Source organism: Metabacillus lacus, from assembly GCF_009674805.1.
In the GTDB taxonomy this organism is placed as follows: Bacteria; Bacillota; Bacilli; order Bacillales; family Bacillaceae; genus Metabacillus_C; species Metabacillus_C lacus.
On sequence record NZ_WKKI01000057.1, the window covers coordinates 1 to 19,073 of the forward strand.

21 protein-coding genes are annotated in these 19,073 nt (G+C 42.5%); 7 read left to right on the forward strand and 14 right to left on the reverse strand.

Features of this window, described 5'->3' with window-relative positions; translation table 11 throughout:
• From GJU40_RS21415 to GJU40_RS21420, 4 genes are all read right to left on the reverse strand, one after another.
• The coding region (locus GJU40_RS21415) for a helix-turn-helix domain-containing protein (RefSeq protein WP_343031619.1) at positions 1-150 on the reverse strand (150 nt) is incomplete at its 3' end.
• Positions 151-316: 166 nt separating this feature from the next.
• Positions 317-1,147 (reverse strand): aldo/keto reductase, encoded by an 831-nt coding sequence (locus tag GJU40_RS18250; protein ID WP_154309487.1) that lies wholly within the window; start codon positions 1,145-1,147, stop codon positions 317-319.
• Between the two features lie 87 nt (positions 1,148-1,234).
• Positions 1,235-1,813, reverse strand: coding sequence for an NAD(P)H-dependent oxidoreductase (locus GJU40_RS18255; protein ID WP_154309488.1), 579 nt, complete (start codon positions 1,811-1,813; stop codon positions 1,235-1,237).
• A 66-nt stretch (positions 1,814-1,879) separates the two neighbouring features.
• The gene (locus GJU40_RS21420; protein ID WP_154309489.1) at positions 1,880-3,373 is read right to left on the reverse strand and encodes a methyl-accepting chemotaxis protein; all 1,494 of its coding nucleotides are present in this window, start codon (positions 3,371-3,373) and stop codon (positions 1,880-1,882) included.
• A 125-nt stretch (positions 3,374-3,498) separates the two neighbouring features.
• Here GJU40_RS21420 and GJU40_RS18265 point away from each other — a divergent pair, with 125 nt between their 5' ends.
• Entirely contained in the window at positions 3,499-4,740 is a 1,242-nt protein-coding gene (locus GJU40_RS18265; RefSeq protein ID WP_154309490.1) for a M14 family metallopeptidase, read from the forward strand.
• A gap of 76 nt (positions 4,741-4,816) precedes the next feature.
• Here GJU40_RS18265 and GJU40_RS18270 read toward each other — a convergent pair whose 3' ends face one another.
• From GJU40_RS18270 to GJU40_RS18285, 4 genes are all read right to left on the reverse strand, one after another.
• Entirely contained in the window at positions 4,817-5,446 is a 630-nt protein-coding gene (locus tag GJU40_RS18270) for a spore coat protein (RefSeq protein WP_154309491.1), read from the reverse strand.
• A 256-nt stretch (positions 5,447-5,702) separates the two neighbouring features.
• The gene (locus GJU40_RS18275; protein WP_154309492.1) at positions 5,703-6,845 is read right to left on the reverse strand and encodes a zinc-dependent alcohol dehydrogenase; all 1,143 of its coding nucleotides are present in this window, start codon (positions 6,843-6,845) and stop codon (positions 5,703-5,705) included.
• A gap of 95 nt (positions 6,846-6,940) precedes the next feature.
• Positions 6,941-7,300, reverse strand: a complete 360-nt coding sequence (locus tag GJU40_RS18280) for an alkaline phosphatase family protein (RefSeq protein ID WP_154309493.1) — start codon at positions 7,298-7,300, stop codon at positions 6,941-6,943.
• Between the two features lie 8 nt (positions 7,301-7,308).
• On the reverse strand, positions 7,309-8,904 hold the full coding sequence (locus GJU40_RS18285; protein WP_170289452.1) for an alkaline phosphatase family protein: 1,596 nt from the start codon (positions 8,902-8,904) through the stop codon (positions 7,309-7,311).
• 160 nt (positions 8,905-9,064) lie between these two features.
• Between GJU40_RS18285 and GJU40_RS18290 the strand changes: the two genes are divergently transcribed.
• The 4 genes from GJU40_RS18290 to GJU40_RS18305 all read left to right on the forward strand — a co-directional run bounded on the left by GJU40_RS18290 (position 9,065) and on the right by GJU40_RS18305 (position 11,083).
• Entirely contained in the window at positions 9,065-9,178 is a 114-nt protein-coding gene (locus GJU40_RS18290; RefSeq protein WP_154309495.1) for a YjcZ family sporulation protein, read from the forward strand.
• A gap of 134 nt (positions 9,179-9,312) precedes the next feature.
• On the forward strand, positions 9,313-9,735 hold the full coding sequence (locus GJU40_RS18295) for a pyridoxamine 5'-phosphate oxidase family protein (protein ID WP_154309496.1): 423 nt from the start codon (positions 9,313-9,315) through the stop codon (positions 9,733-9,735).
• A gap of 136 nt (positions 9,736-9,871) precedes the next feature.
• Complete coding sequence (locus tag GJU40_RS18300; protein WP_154309497.1) at positions 9,872-10,720, forward strand: GDSL-type esterase/lipase family protein; 849 nt, start codon at positions 9,872-9,874, stop codon at positions 10,718-10,720.
• 204 nt (positions 10,721-10,924) lie between these two features.
• On the forward strand, positions 10,925-11,083 hold the full coding sequence (locus tag GJU40_RS18305) for a hypothetical protein (RefSeq protein ID WP_154309498.1): 159 nt from the start codon (positions 10,925-10,927) through the stop codon (positions 11,081-11,083).
• 131 nt (positions 11,084-11,214) lie between these two features.
• On the opposite strand, the gene yhbH is transcribed toward GJU40_RS18305, so the two are convergent.
• From yhbH to queG, 6 genes are all read right to left on the reverse strand, one after another.
• Positions 11,215-12,387 carry a sporulation protein YhbH gene (gene yhbH, locus GJU40_RS18310; protein WP_154309499.1) on the reverse strand — a complete coding sequence of 391 codons (1,173 nt, stop codon included), beginning with the start codon at positions 12,385-12,387 and terminating at the stop codon, positions 11,215-11,217.
• 271 nt (positions 12,388-12,658) lie between these two features.
• Positions 12,659-12,841 carry a hypothetical protein gene (locus tag GJU40_RS18315; protein WP_154309500.1) on the reverse strand — a complete coding sequence of 61 codons (183 nt, stop codon included), beginning with the start codon at positions 12,839-12,841 and terminating at the stop codon, positions 12,659-12,661.
• A gap of 100 nt (positions 12,842-12,941) precedes the next feature.
• Entirely contained in the window at positions 12,942-14,837 is a 1,896-nt protein-coding gene (locus GJU40_RS18320; RefSeq protein WP_154309501.1) for a PrkA family serine protein kinase, read from the reverse strand.
• A 413-nt stretch (positions 14,838-15,250) separates the two neighbouring features.
• Entirely contained in the window at positions 15,251-15,733 is a 483-nt protein-coding gene (gene trmL / locus GJU40_RS18325; protein ID WP_343031618.1) for a tRNA (uridine(34)/cytosine(34)/5-carboxymethylaminomethyluridine(34)-2'-O)-methyltransferase TrmL, read from the reverse strand.
• A gap of 29 nt (positions 15,734-15,762) precedes the next feature.
• Positions 15,763-16,662, reverse strand: a complete 900-nt coding sequence (locus GJU40_RS18330; protein WP_154309503.1) for an amidase domain-containing protein — start codon at positions 16,660-16,662, stop codon at positions 15,763-15,765.
• A 62-nt stretch (positions 16,663-16,724) separates the two neighbouring features.
• Positions 16,725-17,861, reverse strand: a complete 1,137-nt coding sequence (gene queG / locus GJU40_RS18335; RefSeq protein WP_154309504.1) for a tRNA epoxyqueuosine(34) reductase QueG — start codon at positions 17,859-17,861, stop codon at positions 16,725-16,727.
• Positions 17,862-17,930: 69 nt separating this feature from the next.
• On the opposite strand from queG, the gene GJU40_RS18340 reads away from it, so the two are divergent.
• Both GJU40_RS18340 and GJU40_RS18345 read left to right on the forward strand, forming a co-directional pair.
• On the forward strand, positions 17,931-18,593 hold the full coding sequence (locus tag GJU40_RS18340) for a B3/B4 domain-containing protein (RefSeq protein WP_154309505.1): 663 nt from the start codon (positions 17,931-17,933) through the stop codon (positions 18,591-18,593).
• A gap of 213 nt (positions 18,594-18,806) precedes the next feature.
• On the forward strand, positions 18,807-19,025 hold the full coding sequence (locus GJU40_RS18345) for a hypothetical protein (RefSeq protein WP_154309506.1): 219 nt from the start codon (positions 18,807-18,809) through the stop codon (positions 19,023-19,025).
• The last annotated feature ends 48 nt before the right edge of the window (positions 19,026-19,073 follow it).

Genomic DNA, 19,073 nt, shown 5'->3' on the forward strand with positions numbered 1-19,073 from the left:
CGTCTTATTGATTAACTCTATTTGTTTTTGATTAGGGAAGATACGAAACTTAAACGCCTTTTTAACTAACATGATTTCACCTCGCTTTATAGGAACGCACGTTCTAATTTTACCATAACAGTGAGTGTTTTGGCTATCGCCAACCGCCATTCATCTCCCCCTTATCGCTGAGCTAAAGCTCATCACCCGCTTGAAGAGGGAGTCTTCTGTCGGATAAAGATAAAAAAATCGGTGTTGAATATGAATATTCATTCGACACCGATTTTTTAGAAATTCCTATGAGTTTGTCAACAGCCTTAGCAGGCCTCTTTTATTATTAAAAATCAAAATTGTCAGGATCTGGACCCACACGCTCGTCCTGATTAAGACCGTCGATTCTCTCCATGTCTTCTTGCGAAAGCTCAAAATCAAAGATATCAGCGTTATCAATGATACGCTGCTCTTTCACTGACTTTGGTATTGTTACCACACCGGATTGAACATCCCATCTCAGGATAACCTGTGCTGTTGTTTTGTTATGTTTTTCTGCTATTTCAGCCAGAACAGGATTGTCCAGCAGCTTTCCTTGCATAAGCGGTGACCATGCTTCCAGCTGTATTTTCTGCTCTTTGCAATACTCACGAAGCTCAAGCTGGCACAAGCGAGGGTGAAATTCCACTTGGTTGACCATCGGTTTGATTTCAGCATCCTCAATTAAATCTTTCAGATGATGCACTTGGAAATTGCTCACGCCAATTGCACGTGCCTTTCCATCTTTATAAATCTTTTCAAGGGCTTTCCATGTTTCTTTATACTTGCCTGCCACCGGCCAGTGAATCAGGTACAAATCTACATACTCCAGATCAAGTTTTTTCAAGCTCTCTTCAAAGGCCTGCAGAGTCGACTCATAACCTTGTTCGGTGTTCCAGACCTTTGTCGTGATAAACAGCTCTTCTCTGGGAACACCGCTTTGTTTGATGCCAATTCCAACTCCATCTTCATTTCGGTAGATTGCAGCTGTATCTATGCTCTTGTAGCCTGCTTTAACTGCAGAAGAAACAGCATTCACTACCTCTTCTCCATCCTCAGCTTGCCATACGCCCAGGCCAAACCAGGGCATTTCAACGCCATTGTGCAAAACAGCAGTATCAGATAAAGACTTTGTCATATGATTACCCCTTTACATTAAGATACTTATCTATTATCTGATGTTTGTAAAGAAATAACAAAGATATTGCTTGTCTTTTTCTGAATTTTAAATCATAATCAGCTGATCTTTTACTTCTTGAATCACTCTCTTTTTTGAGTCCTGATCCAAATAGGGGAGTGAGTAATAAAACTTATGAGTCAATATATTCACACCGCAATAGTGAAGTATTCCCAGATCAAAGGAGGTTTCCATGGCAGCGATGAGCTGCTTTGGCTTTAAATCTTCCTCAGAAAGCCCGGTTGTCTGAAAAATCAGCGCCCTTTTTCCGTCCAGCAGGCCGACAGCCCCCTTTTCAGTGAAACGAAAGGCAAATCCATTTGTAAAAACCTTATCAAAATAGCCCTTCATAATTGCAGGCATCCCTGTCCACCATGTGGGAAAAATGTAAATCAGAACATCCGCCCAGCTTATTTCTTTTTGCTCATATAATATGTCTTCAGGTGCATTTGTTTGGTAAAACTCTGTATAGTTGTCTTCCTTCAGAACCGGGTCAAACTGAATTTCATACAAATCCCTGACTCTCACGTCATAGTCTAATTCCTTCAGCTGTTCAATCACTGCTTCCTTCAGAGCTGCATTAAAGCTTTTCTTATTTGGATGTGCATAGACAATCAGAATATTCATGATTTTACTCCTTTTTTGTTCTTCACTTATTATGAAAAAAAAACAAGGACTCTATGCATTTTCCCGCTACCGCTGCGCTTCAGCCAGCTGATTAGCCTTTTCATCCACCTGCATGACATAAGCAGAAATCTCCTGCACTGAAGCGCTGATTTCTTCAATAGCTGTCGCAGCTTCCGCAATGCTGTCCTGATTTTCCAGGTGCTGGCTGCTTACATCCTTAATATGATCTTTTACAAATTCACCCTGACGCGCGAGATTTTTAACCAGTTCAATAATCCGCTTGAGATCATCCAGTGTATTGCTTTGTTTGTCTGCCATTTCATCAAATGCTTCAGCAGTTTTTTGTATGCTTCCAATTCCCTCTTCAACAACATTTTTAGAGATATTTAATGTATCAATCACCTGATCCTTTGCAGCAAGAATTTCTTTCAGAATGCTTTGGATGATTTCTGAAGATTGAGATGACTGTTCTGCAAGCTTGCGGACTTCATTCGCTACAACTGCGAAGCCCTTCCCATGTTCGCCTGCCCTTGCTGCCTCGATTGCAGCATTTAAGGCAAGAAGATTGGTTTGTTCTGAAATTCCCCTGATGGCATGGAGAACCTTCTCCACCTCATTTGTTTTTAATGCGAGCTGCTCAACCTGTTCAATTGAAGTGCCGGAGTGGGTTTTCATTTCTTCAATTGTCCCTACGGCAGCCAGCAATGTTTCTTTGTTGTAGTTCAGCATGTCAGCCATGCCATTCGTATCTTGTTCAATTTTTTGTGTGTACACGCTTGAGCTTGAGAGATCATCCATAATCGCAAGCACTTCTTTTTCCGCTTCTGCAAGCTTATCAGAAAGGTGCCTTGAGTCTTGATAAACACTTTGGACAGATGTATTCATCTGAGCAATTGCACCAGTCGTATCATTGATGTTTTCATTCAACTGGTTTACATGCCCTGAAAGCTGCAAAGAAGAACTGCTGGCAGTCTGCAGCATCGCATCCAGCTGCCCCTTTAACTTCTCACTCTCTTCCAGCATGTTGTTTGAACGTTTTGTACTGTTCATAAAAAGAATGCCGATAAAGAGGAACTGAAGACCATAATAAACTCCAGTCAGAACGGAACGGTTCATGCTTGTCTCAATCACCATTGTTTCAGCGAGCCACAAATGTGTGAATTGTGAGACAACCAGCAGTGGAAGCACAATCAAAAACGTTCTTTTCATTAATTTGTAATCAGCATACAAGCTTGCAACACCAAATGGGATCAGCCAGACAAACGGCACATTAACCCAGGAATCTGTATGCAGCAAAAATGCGAATACAACCATTGAACCGACCGTCAGTGTTTTAAACACTGCTTCATCTTTTTTCAGCTTATAATGCACAACCGGCAGAAGAAACAGCAAAAACAATAAATTATAGGAAATGCCCATAAAGGTGAGCTTTGGTATACCGTATAAATATATTTGAAAAATATTATTTACGATTAATGCGATTGAAGCAATCACGAAAACCTTTCTTAATATAGAGTTAACACTCTCTGTATTCTTTTCTATTAAGCTTGCTTTTTGCACCTGCTATTACCTCCTATAGTGATTACGGAAATTTTTTCCTGATATAATTATTTTCGTCATATATTTTGTTTTTTCCACTCATTTTTTCAAATTTTTTGCCGATAAAAGGTAAAGGAGGCTTACATATGTTAAAAAAATTGATTTATGTGATAATTGCTGTTATTTTTTCCTGGAATGTGGTGATTCCAAATGTCATGGATGCTCTTGCTGCTGAGAAAGATGTTAACAGAAACGGCCCTGCCGCACACCACTTTCCTGAATCCTTTGAAGAATCAAGAGAGCGCTTTGCAGGCTATGAATATCAACTTCAAGAAATTTGGAAAAATACTGAGTCTGTTTCCTATAGTATCGGGCTCGAAAACCTGACAATCGACATGCTGAAAGCGGAGCCGGAGGAAAAGAAAAACCTGCTGATTCTTTCCAGTGGAACTCATGGTATTGAAGGCTACACAGGATCCGCGATGCAAAATGTATTTATGGAGAACATGCTGAACCAGCTTCCTTCAGAGAATACAGGAGTATGGCTGATTCACTCCATTAATCCCTGGGGAATGAAAAATTTCCGAAGATATAATGAAAACAATGTAGACTTGAACAGAAACTTCATTCATAACTGGGAAGATCATGATTACGATATGAACACATATTACACAGAGCTGAAGAGCTTTTTTCAGCCGGAAAAGCATGCAAAAAACCCTGCAAATCACGATGCAGCGTTTTTTGCATCCCTAATCCAGACTGCCGCTTCCCACGGCACAGCTAAGATTGAAACTGCCTTGCTGTCCGGACAATATACAAATCCAGAGGGAGTATATTTTGGTGGCACCGAGGATGAGCCTTCTACGAAATTAGTGAAGGATATCATGGAAGAAGCATTGAATAGCGAATATGAAAACATTGTTCATATTGATATTCATACCGGCTACGGTCCTCGCTATCAAATGAGCATCTTCAGTTCTATTGAGGAGACCATGACTCAAAATGAGGCGGAAAAAGCTTATAACTATCCGCTTGTCTTCACCCCGGAAACAGAGGAGTATTATGTAACGACAGGTGATATAACTGAGTATTTTTATAAGCTGAAAAACAGGATAAGTCCTGAAAAGAGCCTCTACTCAACAACATTTGAATTCGGGACACTTGGTGAAGGAACCGCTGCCAGCATACAATCATTAAAAAGAACGGTGGAGGAAAACCAGAATTTCCAATACCCATCTCAAAACCATTTGGCTGATAGCATTATTAAAAGACGTTACAAGGAGCTTTTTTATCCTGCTGAAGGAAAGTGGCGGGATAAAGCTGCCGAAGATTTTCAATCAGCATTACAAGGGGTACTTGCTCATGAAGGCTTTTTACATCGTGAGTAAATCGACAGCATTTCCCAAGAAATATTCCTGCATATCTTGACAAAAAAATCTCACCCTTACGGATGAGATTTTTTTGTTACTGCATCATTTGTCCTTGTCCTGCATTTCCGGCTGTATCAAAAGCGGAAATCAGCTGCTGTGCATCTGCCTGGGCAAGCTGGGGAACCTGGTAATAATGATTTTTGTTTTGATACAAAAACAGTTCATAGCCCATTTCAATCAAGTTTTGAACATTGTCTCCAATCACACGGCGAACCACCGGATTGGTGACTTCTAGGGCTCCCTTTGTCATCATGCCTGCATTCATTTTCACCATTTGCAGCATTTGCTGAGAAATAGCCGCATCATTCAGCTCAGAAGCCGACTGCATCGGCTTTTTAGGCTGACCAGGCTTCAGCCCGTACAGCACATCATTGCTCTGATTCATTTTATAGCTGCCTGTAGGGTGTGACGGATCTTGTCCGCTCCTGAAAGCTTCTACAGTGATATTATAAGAATCTTGTACAAATTGGTGCTGGCGGTCCATAATGTCACGCAGCTCCGGATCTTTCACATGTTCCCGCAAAAGCGTACATTGATCAAGCATGCTTACTGTGCCGGATAAAATCTCGTGAATCTCAAAGATCTCATGCCCTCCATGATTCATGGAAGCTGGAATTGCCCCAGGCTGATACATATTTGCTTGCTGCTGCATTTGCTGATTCATCAATAGAATCCCCTCCAGGTCACATGTTGCCCGTTATTGCTGCAGGACACCTTCATAATATGTACTTTGACCGCTCTCATCATTCCCGATTTCCGCTGAAAAAAACTGGTTGTGACGGACTTCAGGCTGTGATCGAGAATTGCAGGAATTTTATGCAGGAATTTCATTTTCTTCTTTAATCAAATTCATACACCAACACAAAAACTGCCCTGAAAAGCTGTTAATGAACAGCCTTTCAGGGCAGCATGCTGCGGGTTTATGGTTTAAGAACAACCTTAATGCAGTCATCTTCATGATCGTTAAAGATTTTATAAGCATCTGCAGCTTTTTCAAGCGGCATTTTATGCGTAATAATATCAGCCGGATTAAATTCTTCGTTTACAATTTTATCAAACAGCTCCGGCATATAGTGAACAACAGGTGCCTGTCCTGTTTTAACAGTTACGTTTCTTGTGAAAATTTCTCCGAGCGGGAACTGATTATAGTTCATTCCATATACGCCAGTAAGCTGGATTGTTCCAAACTTCCTGACGGCTTTTGTAGCAATTTGGATGGGACCGATTGTACCGCCCTGAATTTTTGCTTTTTGCTGCATTTTTTCAATAGCGGATTTTTTACCGTCCATGCCGACACAATCGATGACAACATCAGCACCGCCGTTTGTCAGTTCTTTAATATGGCTTCCCATATCATCAAACTGGGTAAAATCAAAAGTTTCTACATTGTTCGTAGCCTTGGAATGGTTCAGCCTGTAATCAAGATGATCAACAGCGATAACCCGCTTGGCCCCTTTCATCCAAGCAAACTTCTGAGCCATCAAACCGACCGGCCCAGCTCCTAAAACTAAAACCGTATCTCCTTCTTTTACACCTGAATGCTCTACACTCCAGTATGCGGTTGGAATGACGTCAGAAAGGAATAACAATGACTCATCTTCCAGCTCGCAGGATTCAGGTATGACCAGAGGCATAAAGTTGCCAAAAGGAACTCTCAGGTATTCTGCCTGTCCGCCAGGGTGATTTCCAAACATTTCTGTATATCCAAAATAACCGCCTGTATCTCCATGAGGATTGGACTCTACATGATCGCACTGGCTTTCCATATCATGCTCACAGAAAAAACACTGACCGCAGGAAACGTTGAAAGGAATGACAACACGGTCACCTACTTTAACCTTTGTTACTTCCGGTCCTACTTCCTCTACAATTCCCATCGGCTCATGTCCAATAATGTAGTCTTTGCTCAATGGCGGCATGTTTCCTTGATATAAGTGAAGATCGGAACCGCAGATAGCGGTTGACGTGATTTTAACGATAATATCGTCATTTCTCTCAATTTTAGGGGCAGCCATTTGTTTTACTTCGATTTTTTCAGCACCTTGGTATGTTACAGCTTGCATTTGTCAGCCTCCTCATGATTAGGTCATGTTTCTTATTACCCCTCTCACTGTTTCTATAACGATTCTGAATGAATTTTAAGGCAGCAAAACTGCATTTAGTCCTTTTTACCCATCCGATAATCTATTGCCTTTCCTTCTACAAATTCCGGGCTTTTCAGATCTAACATGTCATATACCGTCGGTGCAACATCCATAAGTGAAACCGGATCTATTTTCTGGCCTGCGGGCAAATCAGGCCCAACACCCATAAAAATGGCATGCAGCTCTTTCCTTGCAGGATCTCCTCCGTGATTACCAAGCTTTTTGGCAGGCTCACTCAGCTTATTAAAGCCATTTCCCATGGAATATCCCTTTTCCCCCAGCAGCACCACTTCGCCGGCATTCTGGTGATGTATGGACTGCTCTTTTAGTTCTTTCTCCGGCAAAACTGTGAATGGCTTAACATCTTCGTGCAAGATATTTCTTACTGCTTCCTTTGCATATGAAATGTTTTCTTGGCTAATAGGCCTTCCTGCTTCAGACTTCTCCTGAAATCCTTCCCTTTTTCCTTCACGACAGCAAAGCGCTTAGGTGCAGTAATTCTGACAGAGTGAAAGGCTTCTTCAATTTCTTTTCTCACTTCAGCATATTCCTCTTTTGTCAGCGCTCCAGAAGCACCTTTTTTCTGATTCAGATAAATGTGCGCAGCTGAACCGCTGCCGACAGCATAGGCTCTTGTTTCATCATCCTTAATGTTTCCTTTCTCATCAGTTACCAGCAGCCCCGCCTTTTTCAATATGAAATTAGGATGAATCTCCGTATGTACCGGCTCCATGCCATGATCAGAGACCAGCAGCAGGGTATCCTGCTCTCCCAGAGCAGAAACCGCTCTGCCTACAGCCCTGTCAGCTTCCTTGTAAGCCCATTCCACATATTTGCTGTATTTCTCTGCTTTTTCCTCGCTGTACCCTTCCTGCCTCGGATCAGTCAGCAAGTATTCATGCTGTTCATGATCTGCATGAGGCAGATAATACATAAGAAGGTCCGGCTTTTCATTTTCCTTAATATCAAGAGATACATCAGAGACCCACTCGTTGAACCTGACTATGATCTCCTCATACTCTTTTCTTGAAATTTCACCATTATCAAAAGCTTTCTGTTCATCTTGAACAGGAAAGAACCCAAATTGCCCCTTTATTCTATCTGCAAATCCTTCAGGACCATCAATCACAGCAGTTGTAACCGAAGTTCTGAACAATTCTGCCCTTTCAAGATTTCCACTTGTGTTTTTAAACTTCAGCCAAAATCCAGCAGTCTCATTTTCTGACGCTGAAAGTTCCACTGGGATCCAGTCATGTTTGCTGTAAACATTGCCGCCGCTATTCTTATTGGTTGCAGCAACGAAGAAATCATAATTCTTCCTGCCGTCATCCGTGCTGTCAATGGCCGCAATATATAAAGTCTGATTCCCTCTTCCTTTCAGCTTCAATTCCACCGCCGCTTCCAAGTGAGGGCTGTAGCTTGCGGGGAGTACATCTTGTTTCCACCCTTTTGCAGGTGTAAAAGACAACTCTTCAAGACTTGCATCTTCCAATGTTTTACCATAATAAATTGAATAATCACCCTGCTTTCCTATTTTTGGATTGGCCCCTGCAAATGCAACTGTAGCTGTTTTCTTCCCCTGTTCTCTTGCTTCTTTCCAGAGTGGATTCACTTCAAGCTCTGTGTGAAATGCATCATCTGTGTTATCGATATTTTTGCCCGGCTTATGCATTTCATTGCTGACAATGCCGGTCTTAGCCGGGTGGGCCCCAGTGGAAATTGCAGCATGAGAGGGTGCAGTGAGAGAAGGAGCAATACTTTGTGCGTATTCTGCTGTTATCCCTTCTTCCATCACCCTGCTGATATGAGGCAGTTTTCCTTCTTGTGAGTACTGAGAAGTCAAATCATTGCGCATCCCATCTAATGATAGGATTGTAACGGTTTTTCGTTCACTTTCCGCTTTTGCAGAAAGCGGACATAACTGCAGAAACAGTATGCTGGTTATAATGGCTGTTTTACATAATTTTTTCTTAAACATGTAATCCTCCTGATGCATGTTGAATGTAGACTGCTTCTACCCTCAGCTTCTCATTAAAAAACCTTTTTACAATAAATCTTCAGTTTTCCATAAAATGCCCATGTCTAAAATTCGTTTCTTACATACTATGTAGAGTACAAAGCAGTTGGAGGTGAAAGGAATGGGCGGAGGTTACGGCGGCGGATACGCAGGCGGTTTCGCGTTGATCGTTGTATTGTTCATCTTGTTGGTAATTGTAGGTGCTGCTTACGTTGGCGGAGGTTACGGTTACTAATCGATAACTGTAATGAAGGCGCAGCGGTTTAAAACCGCTGTGCTTTTTACATACATTGAGTCGGACAATTGGGGTTTAACGATAAAAGATGTAAGGAATATAAAAAACATCACACTTTACAGGAGCTGATGAAAATGGATCAACAAGAACTCAGAAAAAAAATAGAATCAATTATTGATGAAAACAAAACAGGGACACTGGCTACAGTTTCAAATAATAAGCCGCATACCCGTTATATGACATTTTTCAATGAAGATCTAACCTTGTATACACCTACCAGTAAACAAACTCATAAAACAGATGAAATTGAAGAAAACTCCAATGTTCATATACTGCTTGGCTATGATGGACAAGGTGTCGGTGATGAGTATGTTGAAATTGAAGGAAAAGCTGAAGTAAATGATTCGGAAGAATTGAAGGACAAGCTGTGGAACGATGAAGTGGCAGCCTGGTTTGATGGAAGGGATGATCCAAATTACACAATCCTTAAGATACAGCCTCAATCCATCCGTCTCATGAACAGCAAAAAAATTGACCCTAAGACACTGGAACTCTGATGAAATCAATTATAAAGTAAGGTGAGGCGCTAATTGCTTAGCGCCTTTACAATTTAATGTTTCATACATAGTGCTGCTTACAGCAATAATAAGACTGACTTCTTCTTTGTTATCATACTGACAGGAGGTGCATCTCATGAAACATCAGGAAGCATGGAAATATTTCGGTATGGCTGCTTCAGCTGCAATGGTATTTTTCGGCCTTCGGCAATTCGCGCCTGCTTATCAAGTGAGACAGTTCAAAAAGAATCCCCAGGTTACTGGAGGGTATCTTGAAAGTTTGGAAAGGGAGACGCTTTATCATATAGGGCTTGGCGATTCGGTAGCCAGGGGCTACGGCTCGCAAAGGAAGGGGTTTGTAGGGATTGCCAACCAGCTTCTTGAGCAAAAACTGAACAAGCCTTTTCATTTGGAAAACTTCGGGAAAGACAGCATTACAAGTGACAAGCTTCTGTCCATGATGACGGAGGATCATATGCAAGTCAGCATTGGACAAGCTGATATCGTTACCATAAACATCGGCGGCAATGATATTTTGAAGATCGCAATGGGAAAAGGGCCAATGGAAGTGATTACAGCGTTCAGGGCAATCAAAAACAGCTATCATGAAAACATAACGGAAATCGTCAGGCAAGTGAGAGAGCTCAACAGCGAATGCATCATTGTGCTGAATGAACTTTATAACCCTGTGCCAGTTACAGAACCTCATTACTCTGCATCAGTCAAGCTGGTGGACATTTGGAATGCTGTACTGTATAAGCTTGCAGCAAAAGACCCGAAAATCATAATTATTCCAAGTGCAAGGCTGCTCCTTGCAAGTGACAGAGACACGTGGGCATACGATGAAATTCATCCGAACGATAACGGAAATGAAAAAATGGCTGAAATGATGGTACAGCTTCTCCTGACTCCGCCCCCTGGAAGACAGGGAATCAATATTGCGGAGAGAATCCGGAAAAGCAGAAGAAGATTTCAAACCAATTAAATATTTCACTGTAAAGTCCCTGGCACCTGCTGAGGCTACCTGCGTTTTACATTTTCAGGCCGGGGTCTGCTGTGAAATATCCATTTTCTGATTAAAAAAATTCTGTAATTTGCAAATGTCTCTCACTCCAAAAAGTAGTTTTTTCTTTCTTTTTTAGGGGTATGTGAGTGGTAGCAGATCTATTGTTTGAAAGGAGTGGCTTCCATGAGCGTCGGCGATGAGCTTACATATAACGGGAATAAATATCGTGTAATTTATGTGTACAGCAATGGTGACTGCGAGATCATCCCTCTTGAGCTAGATATTGATAATCTGAAGTTTACCGTTATCCGCCCAAGATTTATAAATGAACCGGTTTTATAATTACTTCCACACCTCAGAATCCTGCACGCTTTTTACACCGACAGACCCGCAGCCATGAACCTGCACACTTTATCCAGCTGGAAAACGCCATATAAGAAAAACAGACAGGGTAGACGCCCCTGTCTGTTCCTTTATGCAAACTGTCTTTGATCTTCTTCTTTTTTGAAGAAGCTTTTCATCGCATGGAAGACATCAGATTTTTGCTTGAGGATAAAATAGCGGAAGTTTTCATTATTGATACTTTTATAGGCGGACATCAGAGTCGAGTGGCGGTTGTATTGGTTGACTTCTCCATAACCGAACATATTGGATACTTTCATCAGCTCGTTCACAAGCTTTACGCATCTTGCATTGTCAGAGGTAAGATTATCACCGTCCGAAAAATGAAATGGATAAATATTGTAACGGGATGGATGATACTTTTCATCAATCACTTCCAGCGCTTTGCGGTAGACAGAAGAGCAGATCGTTCCTCCGCTTTCCCCTTTTGAAAAAAAGTCATCTTCCGTTACAATTTTTGCTTCCGTATGATGCGCAATAAATTCTATTTCCACTGTTTCATACTTTGTTCTTAAAAAGCGTGTCATCCAGAAAAAGAAGCTTCTGGCCATATATTTTTCCCAAAGGCCCATTGATCCGCTGGTGTCCATCATGGCGAGCACCACGGCTTTAGAGTCAGGCTTTACAACCTCATTCCATGTTTTAAACTTCAGGTCTTCAGGATAAATCGGATAAAAAGCAGCTTTTCCATGTATGGCATTTCTCTTATATGCTGAAAGCATTGTTCTTTTCTTATCTATATTTCCCATAAGTCCTGTTTTTCTTATATCGTTAAATTCAATGTTTTGGACCACATTCTGATCGCGTTCCTTCTGTTTCAGATTCGGCAGCTCCAGCTCCTTGAAAAGGGCTTCTTCCAGCTCCATCATCGACACTTCTGTTTCATAATAATCCTCGCCGGCCTGATCGCCTGCTCCCTGCCCTTTTCCCGGTCCTGCATCTCCCGGGGAACCGTCCCTGGCAACAACGTCACCTACCTGGCTGTCCCCTTTGCCTTGGCCAACATGCTTATTTTTGTCATAATTATAACGAATTTTATATTCATCCAAAGAACGAATTGGGATTTTCACAACATCTTTTCCATTAGACATCACTATGCTTTCTTCAGTGATTAAATCCGGCAGATTGTTCTTGATTGCTTCCTGAACTTTCTCCTGGTGCCTTTTTTGATCATCGTGGCCTTTGCGGTGGAGGGACCAATCTTCATTCGAGATGGCAAAATTACGAGCATTTTCTTTTGTCATTTTTCCCTTCCCCCTCCAAATATTTTTTCCATATCCCTCACCTTTTTAAGCTTCCTGAATACACTATCTACTGTGAGTGAATAGGATAGGGATTTTATACCCTTGGTTGTTTGGATTACTCTATCCTATGCGGCAGTTCTATTTTATTGACAAATAATTTAGAAAATTAGACGGTCTATTGTAAAAATAGACAAGATGTCTTGTACATATAAAAAGATAGTTCTCCCGCTTCCGAAAATATCTCTAAAAAAAAGGAACAGCCTGTATCAGGCTACTCCTTGTCTCTTTCATTATAGATTGGCGGATCTTCCGCATTTCCGTCACTCTTTACTTCCTGGTGTGTTTTCATATGCTCCATAATGCTGGAGTACTCTGTTAAGTCTTTCGTTCTTTTCATTGTTTGATTGGCTTCTTTTTCTTCTTTATTTAAATGGTCATTTTTTTGCTTATCCATGCTACCACCTCTTTAAAAAGTATTTACCTGTTTAATTCCCGGCTGCGATAAGGGGTAAACATGAACAAAGTGCCGGTCTGCTTAACCGGCACTTTCTTGTTTATCTGTTTAGAAGGCTTCCGACATACCGAAGAAGTTCATTTGCGGAAGTAGAGTTATAGCCGTGTTCATCAACAAGCCTTGCCACCACTTCGTTCACCTTTTTCAGCTGTGTTTCATCAGGCGTTTTGGAGGAAGTGGTGATTTTTACGACATCCTTCAGGTCCGCAAATAGCTTTTTCTGAATGGCTTCGCGAAGTCTCTCATGAGAGTTGTAGTCAAATCTTTTTCCTTTTCTGGCAAATGCTGAGATTCTAATCAGAATTTCTTCTCTGAAAGCCTTTTTCGCGTTTTCCGAGATTCCAATCTGCTCTTCTATGGATCTCATCAGCTTTTCATCCGGATTCATTTCTTCTCCAGTTAAAGGATCTCTGAGTTTATTTTTATTGCAATATGCCTCAACATTATCAAGATAATTATCCATGAGCGTTTTGGCAGATTCCTCGTATGAATAGACAAATGCCTTTTGCACTTCTTTTTTCGCTATATCGTCGTACTCTTTACGGGCAACTGAAATATAGTTCATATATTTTTCTCTGTCTTCATTAGAAATGGAAGGATGCTGATCAAGGCCTTCCTTCAAAGAGCGTAGAACATCCAGCGCATTGATTGAAGGTGTTTCTTTTCTGATGATGGTCGACGAAATTCTATTGATCACATAGCGGGGATCAATCCCGCTCATTCCTTCATCCGTGTATTCTTTTTTCAGTTCCTCAACATCTATCGTGTTATAGCCTTCAACACTTTTGCCGTCATACAGGCGCATTTTTTTAACAAGATCAATATCCGCTCTCTTCGCATCCTTCAGCCTTGTTAAAATGGTAAACATGGCTGCTACCTTTAAGGTATGCGGAGCAATATGCACATCAGAGACATCGCTCTCCCTGATCATTTTATCGTAAATTCTTTCTTCCTCGGTTACTTTCAGGTTATAAGGAATCGGCATCACTATGATCCGTGAATGAAGAGCTTCGTTTTTCTTATTGCTGATAAAAGATCTGTATTCCGTTTCATTCGTATGTGCCACGACCAGTTCATCTGCTGAAATGAGCGCAAATCTGCCAGCTTTAAAATTCCCTTCCTGCGTCAGTGACAGCAGGTGCCACAGGAATTTTTCGTCGCACTTCAGCATTTCCTGAAACTCCATCATTCCTCTATTGGCCTTGTTCAGTTCTCCGTCAAAACGGTAAGCTCTCGGATCTGATTCTGATCCATATTCCGCAATCGTCGAAAAGTCGATGCTTCCGGTAAGGTCGGCAATATCCTGCGATTTCGGATCAGAAGGGCTGAAGGTACCGATTCCCGTTCTTTTATCTTCCGAGAAAAAGATCCGTTCAACGATTACATCCTCAAGCCTGCCGCCGTACTCCTCTTCAAGCCTCATTAAATTGAGCGGCGATAAATTCCCCTCAATGCGGATGCCGTACTCTTCATAAAAGTCATCACGTAAATGAAGCGGAATTAAATGAAGCGGATCCTCGTGCATCGGACAGCCTTTGATCGCATATACCGCACCCCGGTCTGTTTGCGAATATTTCTCCAGTCCTCTTTTCAGCATGGTCACAAGTGTAGATTTTCCTCCGCTTACAGGTCCCATTAAAAGCAGAATTCTCTTTCTGACGTCCAGACGCTTGGCAGCAGGATGAAAATACTCTTCCACAAGCCTCTCCAACGCTTCCTCAAGACCGAACAGCTGCTGATCAAAAAACTTATAATGCTTTGTACCGTTCACGTCCTCAATACCATTATCTTTTATCATATTGTAAACTCTTGAATGAGCAGATTGTGCCACCCATGGTGTTTCCTTTAATAAAGCCAGATAGTCCACGAAGGTTCCTTCCCACTTTAGACGATGTTCATCTTCTCTGTATTTTTCAATCCTTTTTAAAATATCCATAAGGACCTCCTTCATCGTGATGCTGCCCTGATTAATACACTTTATGCGAGGATGTCCGTCATCATTCTAACTTTTCAATACAATCAAGCAGCCTTCTCAGAAGGAAAAATCTGTGATTCTATCTGGATAACATTCACAGTGCGCTGGAAATGAGTTATAATATAGACAAATATATATGTAAGGGCATCCATTTACATAAAACATTTCTTTTTCAGGGGAGGAAGAAGCATGAAGGTAATCCTTTTAATCGGGGTTTGTGTTACGTTCTTAACTGCTATTTTTACTGCTGGATACGATTCCAAGCCAACAATAAAAAAGTAATATATAGTGACATGAGGCGGAGCTTCCCGCTTTCGGGCATCTCACTTCATAGAAAAGGGCTGCACAACGATACGCTGTGCAGCCCTTTTCTATTATGACAATCCAGGATATCCCTGCTGCCTTAGTGCTTCATATATAAGTATTGCAGCAGTGTTGGAAAGATTCAGCGAGCGGACATGCTCCGTCATCGGCAGGCGCAGGCAGCGGTCCATATTCTCCTGTATCAAATCCTTTGGAAGTCCCGTAGTTTCTCTTCCAAAGACGAAGAAATAATCTTTATCTCTATCATGATATTCAAAGCTTGTATGAGGCTTCTGGCCAAATTTTGTCAGGAAAAAGAACTCTCCTTCCTTATACTGTTGGAACAGCTCTTGGAGAGAATCATAATAAACAACATTTACATGCTCCCAGTAATCGAGCCCGGCTCTTTTCAGCATTTTATCATCAGTTGAAAATCCTAGCGGACGAATCAAGTGCAAAGTTGTATTGGTTGCCGCACAGGAACGCGCAATGTTTCCGGTGTTGGCAGGGATTTCAGGTTGATATAAAACTACATGCAGTGCCACATCTTTCACCTCTAATATAGACTTCAGCTATTATACCATTATTTTTTTCCTTGCTCATCATCCGTAATATGAAAAAATTTATATTGAATGTTCGGCGTGTAGGCAGTCGAGTCTTCATAAGCCCAGTACCTCATGCGGCTGTTGTAGGTTTGTGCGTTCACAAGCGGCATGCTGTTCTTATCTTTTGCCACCACAATCGTGGTATGATCATATCTGCCGTCACCCTGAAAGTCATAGCAAATCACATCTCCCGGGATGAGCTCCCTGGCGGAAAAAACCTCTGTTGCCCTGAGGCCCGCAGTGGATTGCTGAAAATAATGCTTCATAGAATGTGCCACAGTCCAGCTGTAGCTCCAGGAAGAATTCTGCATCCACCATCCGGAGGACCGTTTAGGATAGCCTCTTGTTGGCGCATCTCCGGCATGAAGGCATTGAGAAACAAAGTTGGTGCAGTTGACATCAAAATTTTTATACTTGCTGTTGGAACTGTTCCACCAGCGTTCTGCATACTGTACAGCCAAAGATCGGTCATAAATAAATTTTTTTCGTTCCGGCTGCTCTTCCGCGGGGAGATTGTCCGGAGTAAAATCCTCCTGCCACGGCTTTAACACAACCGATACATCCTCCAATATCTCTTCCCTGCAGGTAACTGCTTTTCGCGGTTCCACTATTTCCTCAAGATAGAGATGTTCTCCGCATTTATGAAGCAGCCGGTAATGAGCCTGATAGGCAAACTGATAGACGGAGCTTTGTTCTGTAATATCATCAAAGGACAGGTGCAAAGTGCCTTTGACAATTTCAGTATTTCTCATCTCCAGCGACTTCCGCTTTCTCTCAAGCACCGCTAAGTCCTCATCCCTTATGCGTGTCACTTTTTTGCTGGTTCCTACCAGATAATGAAGCTTCTCTTCAGACAAAGCTTTCAATGTCTGCTTCATTTTATCCCCCCCAAAAAACCCATCTTATTCACCATATGAGCCTGGGGGGCTATATTAGTATCTTAATCTTTCTGAAGCAGCTCTATTCCTTTTTGAATTTCTTCCGCTGCTTGAGGATCCTGCTCCCTTTCTTTCGCCTGCAGCAAAAACTGCATGCTTCCGCTGCCGCCGATTTTTCCGATTGCCCATGCGGCAGTTCCTCTGATAACAGGACGGGGATCTTCTTTCACCAGATGCTGCAGATCCTGCAGCGCTGATTCATCCTTAAAGTGGGCCAGCGCAAGAATCGCATTTCGCTGAATTGGTTTTTTCCCTCTCCATGAGCCGGAAACATGTCCAAACTTTTCTTTAAACTCCCTGTTGCTCATGGTCAGAAGCGGCTTTAACTTAGGCTTTGCAAGCTCAGGATCCGGCTCCAGTTCAGGGTGAAAATGAAAGTCTTTCCCTTTATTTTTCGGGCACACTGTTTGACATGTATCACAGCCATACAGACGGTTTCCAAGCGGCTTCCGAAACTCATCAGGCAAAAATCCCTTAGTTTGAGTCAGAAAAGCAATGCAGCGCTGAGAGTTTAATTGTCCTCCCTGAACAAGGGCTCCGGTCGGACAGGCATCTACACACTTATTGCACGTGCCGCACTGATCCTCAAGCGGTATGTCAGGTTCGAAGGGAATATTGGTGATCATTTCTCCAAGGTAAACATATGACCCGTATTCAGGCGTAATAATGGCACAGTTTTTCGCACTCCAGCCAATCCCGGCCCGTTCTGCAACCGCTCTGTCCGAAAGCTCACCTGTATCGACCATCGACTTGGTGAGGGCAGCCGGATAGGTTTCCTTTATATACTCTTCCAGCTGCGAGAGCTTTGAGCGCAGCACATCATGATAATCTCTTCCCCAGGAGGCCCTGCAGAAAATTCCTCTTCTCTCCTCCCGGGTGCTTCTAGGTGCATTCTCCATCCTGCTTGGATAAGCGATGGCAATAGAGATGATAGACCTCGCTTGAGGAAGCAGCAGTTCAGGATGTGTTCTTTTTTCAATATCCGGCTCTTCAAAGCCTGATTGATAATTTGACTGTTCATGAAGAATCAGCCGCTGCTTCAGTTCCTGAAACACATCTGTTGAAGCAAACCCAATTTTATCAATTCCGATTTTCTTGCTGTAAGAAATCACGTCCTCTTTAAATGCAGCATAATTCATGGCAGCGGCCTCCTTTCTTAGTAAGAAATTGTTTCTATGTTAAGATATTGTTAGTGAGGAGTGGTGTTTATGAAGATTATTATAGAAGAAAGTATAAAGAAAATCATCCCGGGGTTTAAATTGGCAGCTGTTACCTACAACGATATTACCATCAGCGACTCCCCTGCCATGCTGCGGGGAAGGCTGCAGCTGTTTCAAGAGTCTCTCTATTTTCAATCAGAGGAGAAAAAACCTGCTGACTACGATGGAATTCGTGAGTGGAGAAGCATCTTCAAAGCCTTAGGAGCAGATCCAAACAGATACCGGCCATCACAGGAAGCCATGTACAGAAGAATTGCGAAGCAGCAATTTCTGTCCCCTATCCATTCTGCAGCAGACATGAACAATTTTTTCTCGCTGCAGTACACCATTCCATTCGGCATATATGATTGTGACAAACTGGAAGGTGATATCATTCTCTCTTCCGGAAGCGAAAATGATACGTACGAAGCGCTCAACGGCAGAACTGTCAGCCTGAAAAACATCCCTGTGCTGTCAGATTCAATCGGACCATTCGGCAGCCCCTATGTTGATTCTAAAAGAAGCGCTGTCTCACTGGAAACCGTAAAATGCCTGCAAATTGCCTTTTTGAACCCAAACCAGGATCCAGAAGACGCTAAAAGTATGGCAGAATCCTTCTCCAAAATGTTCAGCAAAATTCATGGCGGAAGTGCTGCTGTTTATGTTCTGTAAGAAAAGCGGAACCGGCTTGCCAGGCCCGACAAGCATAAGCCAATCATCTCAAAAAGGCGCTCTTTGCCTTTTTGAGATGATTGGCTTATGACCTCGAGGGCCTAGCCGGAGCTGCTGGACACCAAGAAAAGCGGAAGGCGCCCGCTCAGCCCTGACAAGCATAAGACGAGCCGGAATGAAGGTTGTTATTTAACCTTCAGGCCGGATTGGCTTATGACCTCGAAGGGCTGGCGCCTGGAGCTGGACACCAAGAAAAGCGGAAGGCGCCCGCTCAGCCCTGACAAGCATAAGACGAGCCGGAATGAAGGTTGTTATTTAACCTTCTGGCCGGATTGGCTTATGACCTCGACGGGCTGGCGCCTGGAGCTGGACAAACCGAAAAGCGGAAGGCGCCCGTTAAGCGGCGACAAGCATAAGGCAGCTTGGGCATGAGGTCGCTCTTTGACCTCTTGACCAAGATGACTTATGACCTCGAGCCGC

Coding starts and splice junctions, on each gene's coding strand:
- GJU40_RS18250 (WP_154309487.1), bottom strand. CDS start 1,147: ATGACAAAGTCTTTATCTGATACTGCTGTTTTGCACAATGGCGTTGAA.
- GJU40_RS18255 (WP_154309488.1), bottom strand. CDS start 1,813: ATGAATATTCTGATTGTCTATGCACATCCAAATAAGAAAAGCTTTAAT.
- GJU40_RS18265 (WP_154309490.1), top strand. CDS start 3,499: ATGTTAAAAAAATTGATTTATGTGATAATTGCTGTTATTTTTTCCTGG.
- GJU40_RS18270 (WP_154309491.1), bottom strand. CDS start 5,446: ATGAATCAGCAAATGCAGCAGCAAGCAAATATGTATCAGCCTGGGGCA.
- GJU40_RS18275 (WP_154309492.1), bottom strand. CDS start 6,845: ATGCAAGCTGTAACATACCAAGGTGCTGAAAAAATCGAAGTAAAACAA.
- GJU40_RS18285 (WP_170289452.1), bottom strand. CDS start 8,904: ATGTTTAAGAAAAAATTATGTAAAACAGCCATTATAACCAGCATACTG.
- GJU40_RS18290 (WP_154309495.1), top strand. CDS start 9,065: ATGGGCGGAGGTTACGGCGGCGGATACGCAGGCGGTTTCGCGTTGATC.
- GJU40_RS18295 (WP_154309496.1), top strand. CDS start 9,313: ATGGATCAACAAGAACTCAGAAAAAAAATAGAATCAATTATTGATGAA.
- GJU40_RS18300 (WP_154309497.1), top strand. CDS start 9,872: ATGAAACATCAGGAAGCATGGAAATATTTCGGTATGGCTGCTTCAGCT.
- GJU40_RS18305 (WP_154309498.1), top strand. CDS start 10,925: ATGAGCGTCGGCGATGAGCTTACATATAACGGGAATAAATATCGTGTA.
- yhbH (WP_154309499.1), bottom strand. CDS start 12,387: ATGACAAAAGAAAATGCTCGTAATTTTGCCATCTCGAATGAAGATTGG.
- GJU40_RS18315 (WP_154309500.1), bottom strand. CDS start 12,841: ATGGATAAGCAAAAAAATGACCATTTAAATAAAGAAGAAAAAGAAGCC.
- GJU40_RS18320 (WP_154309501.1), bottom strand. CDS start 14,837: ATGGATATTTTAAAAAGGATTGAAAAATACAGAGAAGATGAACATCGT.
- GJU40_RS18330 (WP_154309503.1), bottom strand. CDS start 16,662: ATGAAGCAGACATTGAAAGCTTTGTCTGAAGAGAAGCTTCATTATCTG.
- queG (WP_154309504.1), bottom strand. CDS start 17,861: ATGAATTATGCTGCATTTAAAGAGGACGTGATTTCTTACAGCAAGAAA.
- GJU40_RS18340 (WP_154309505.1), top strand. CDS start 17,931: ATGAAGATTATTATAGAAGAAAGTATAAAGAAAATCATCCCGGGGTTT.
- GJU40_RS18345 (WP_154309506.1), top strand. CDS start 18,807: ATGACCTCGAAGGGCTGGCGCCTGGAGCTGGACACCAAGAAAAGCGGA.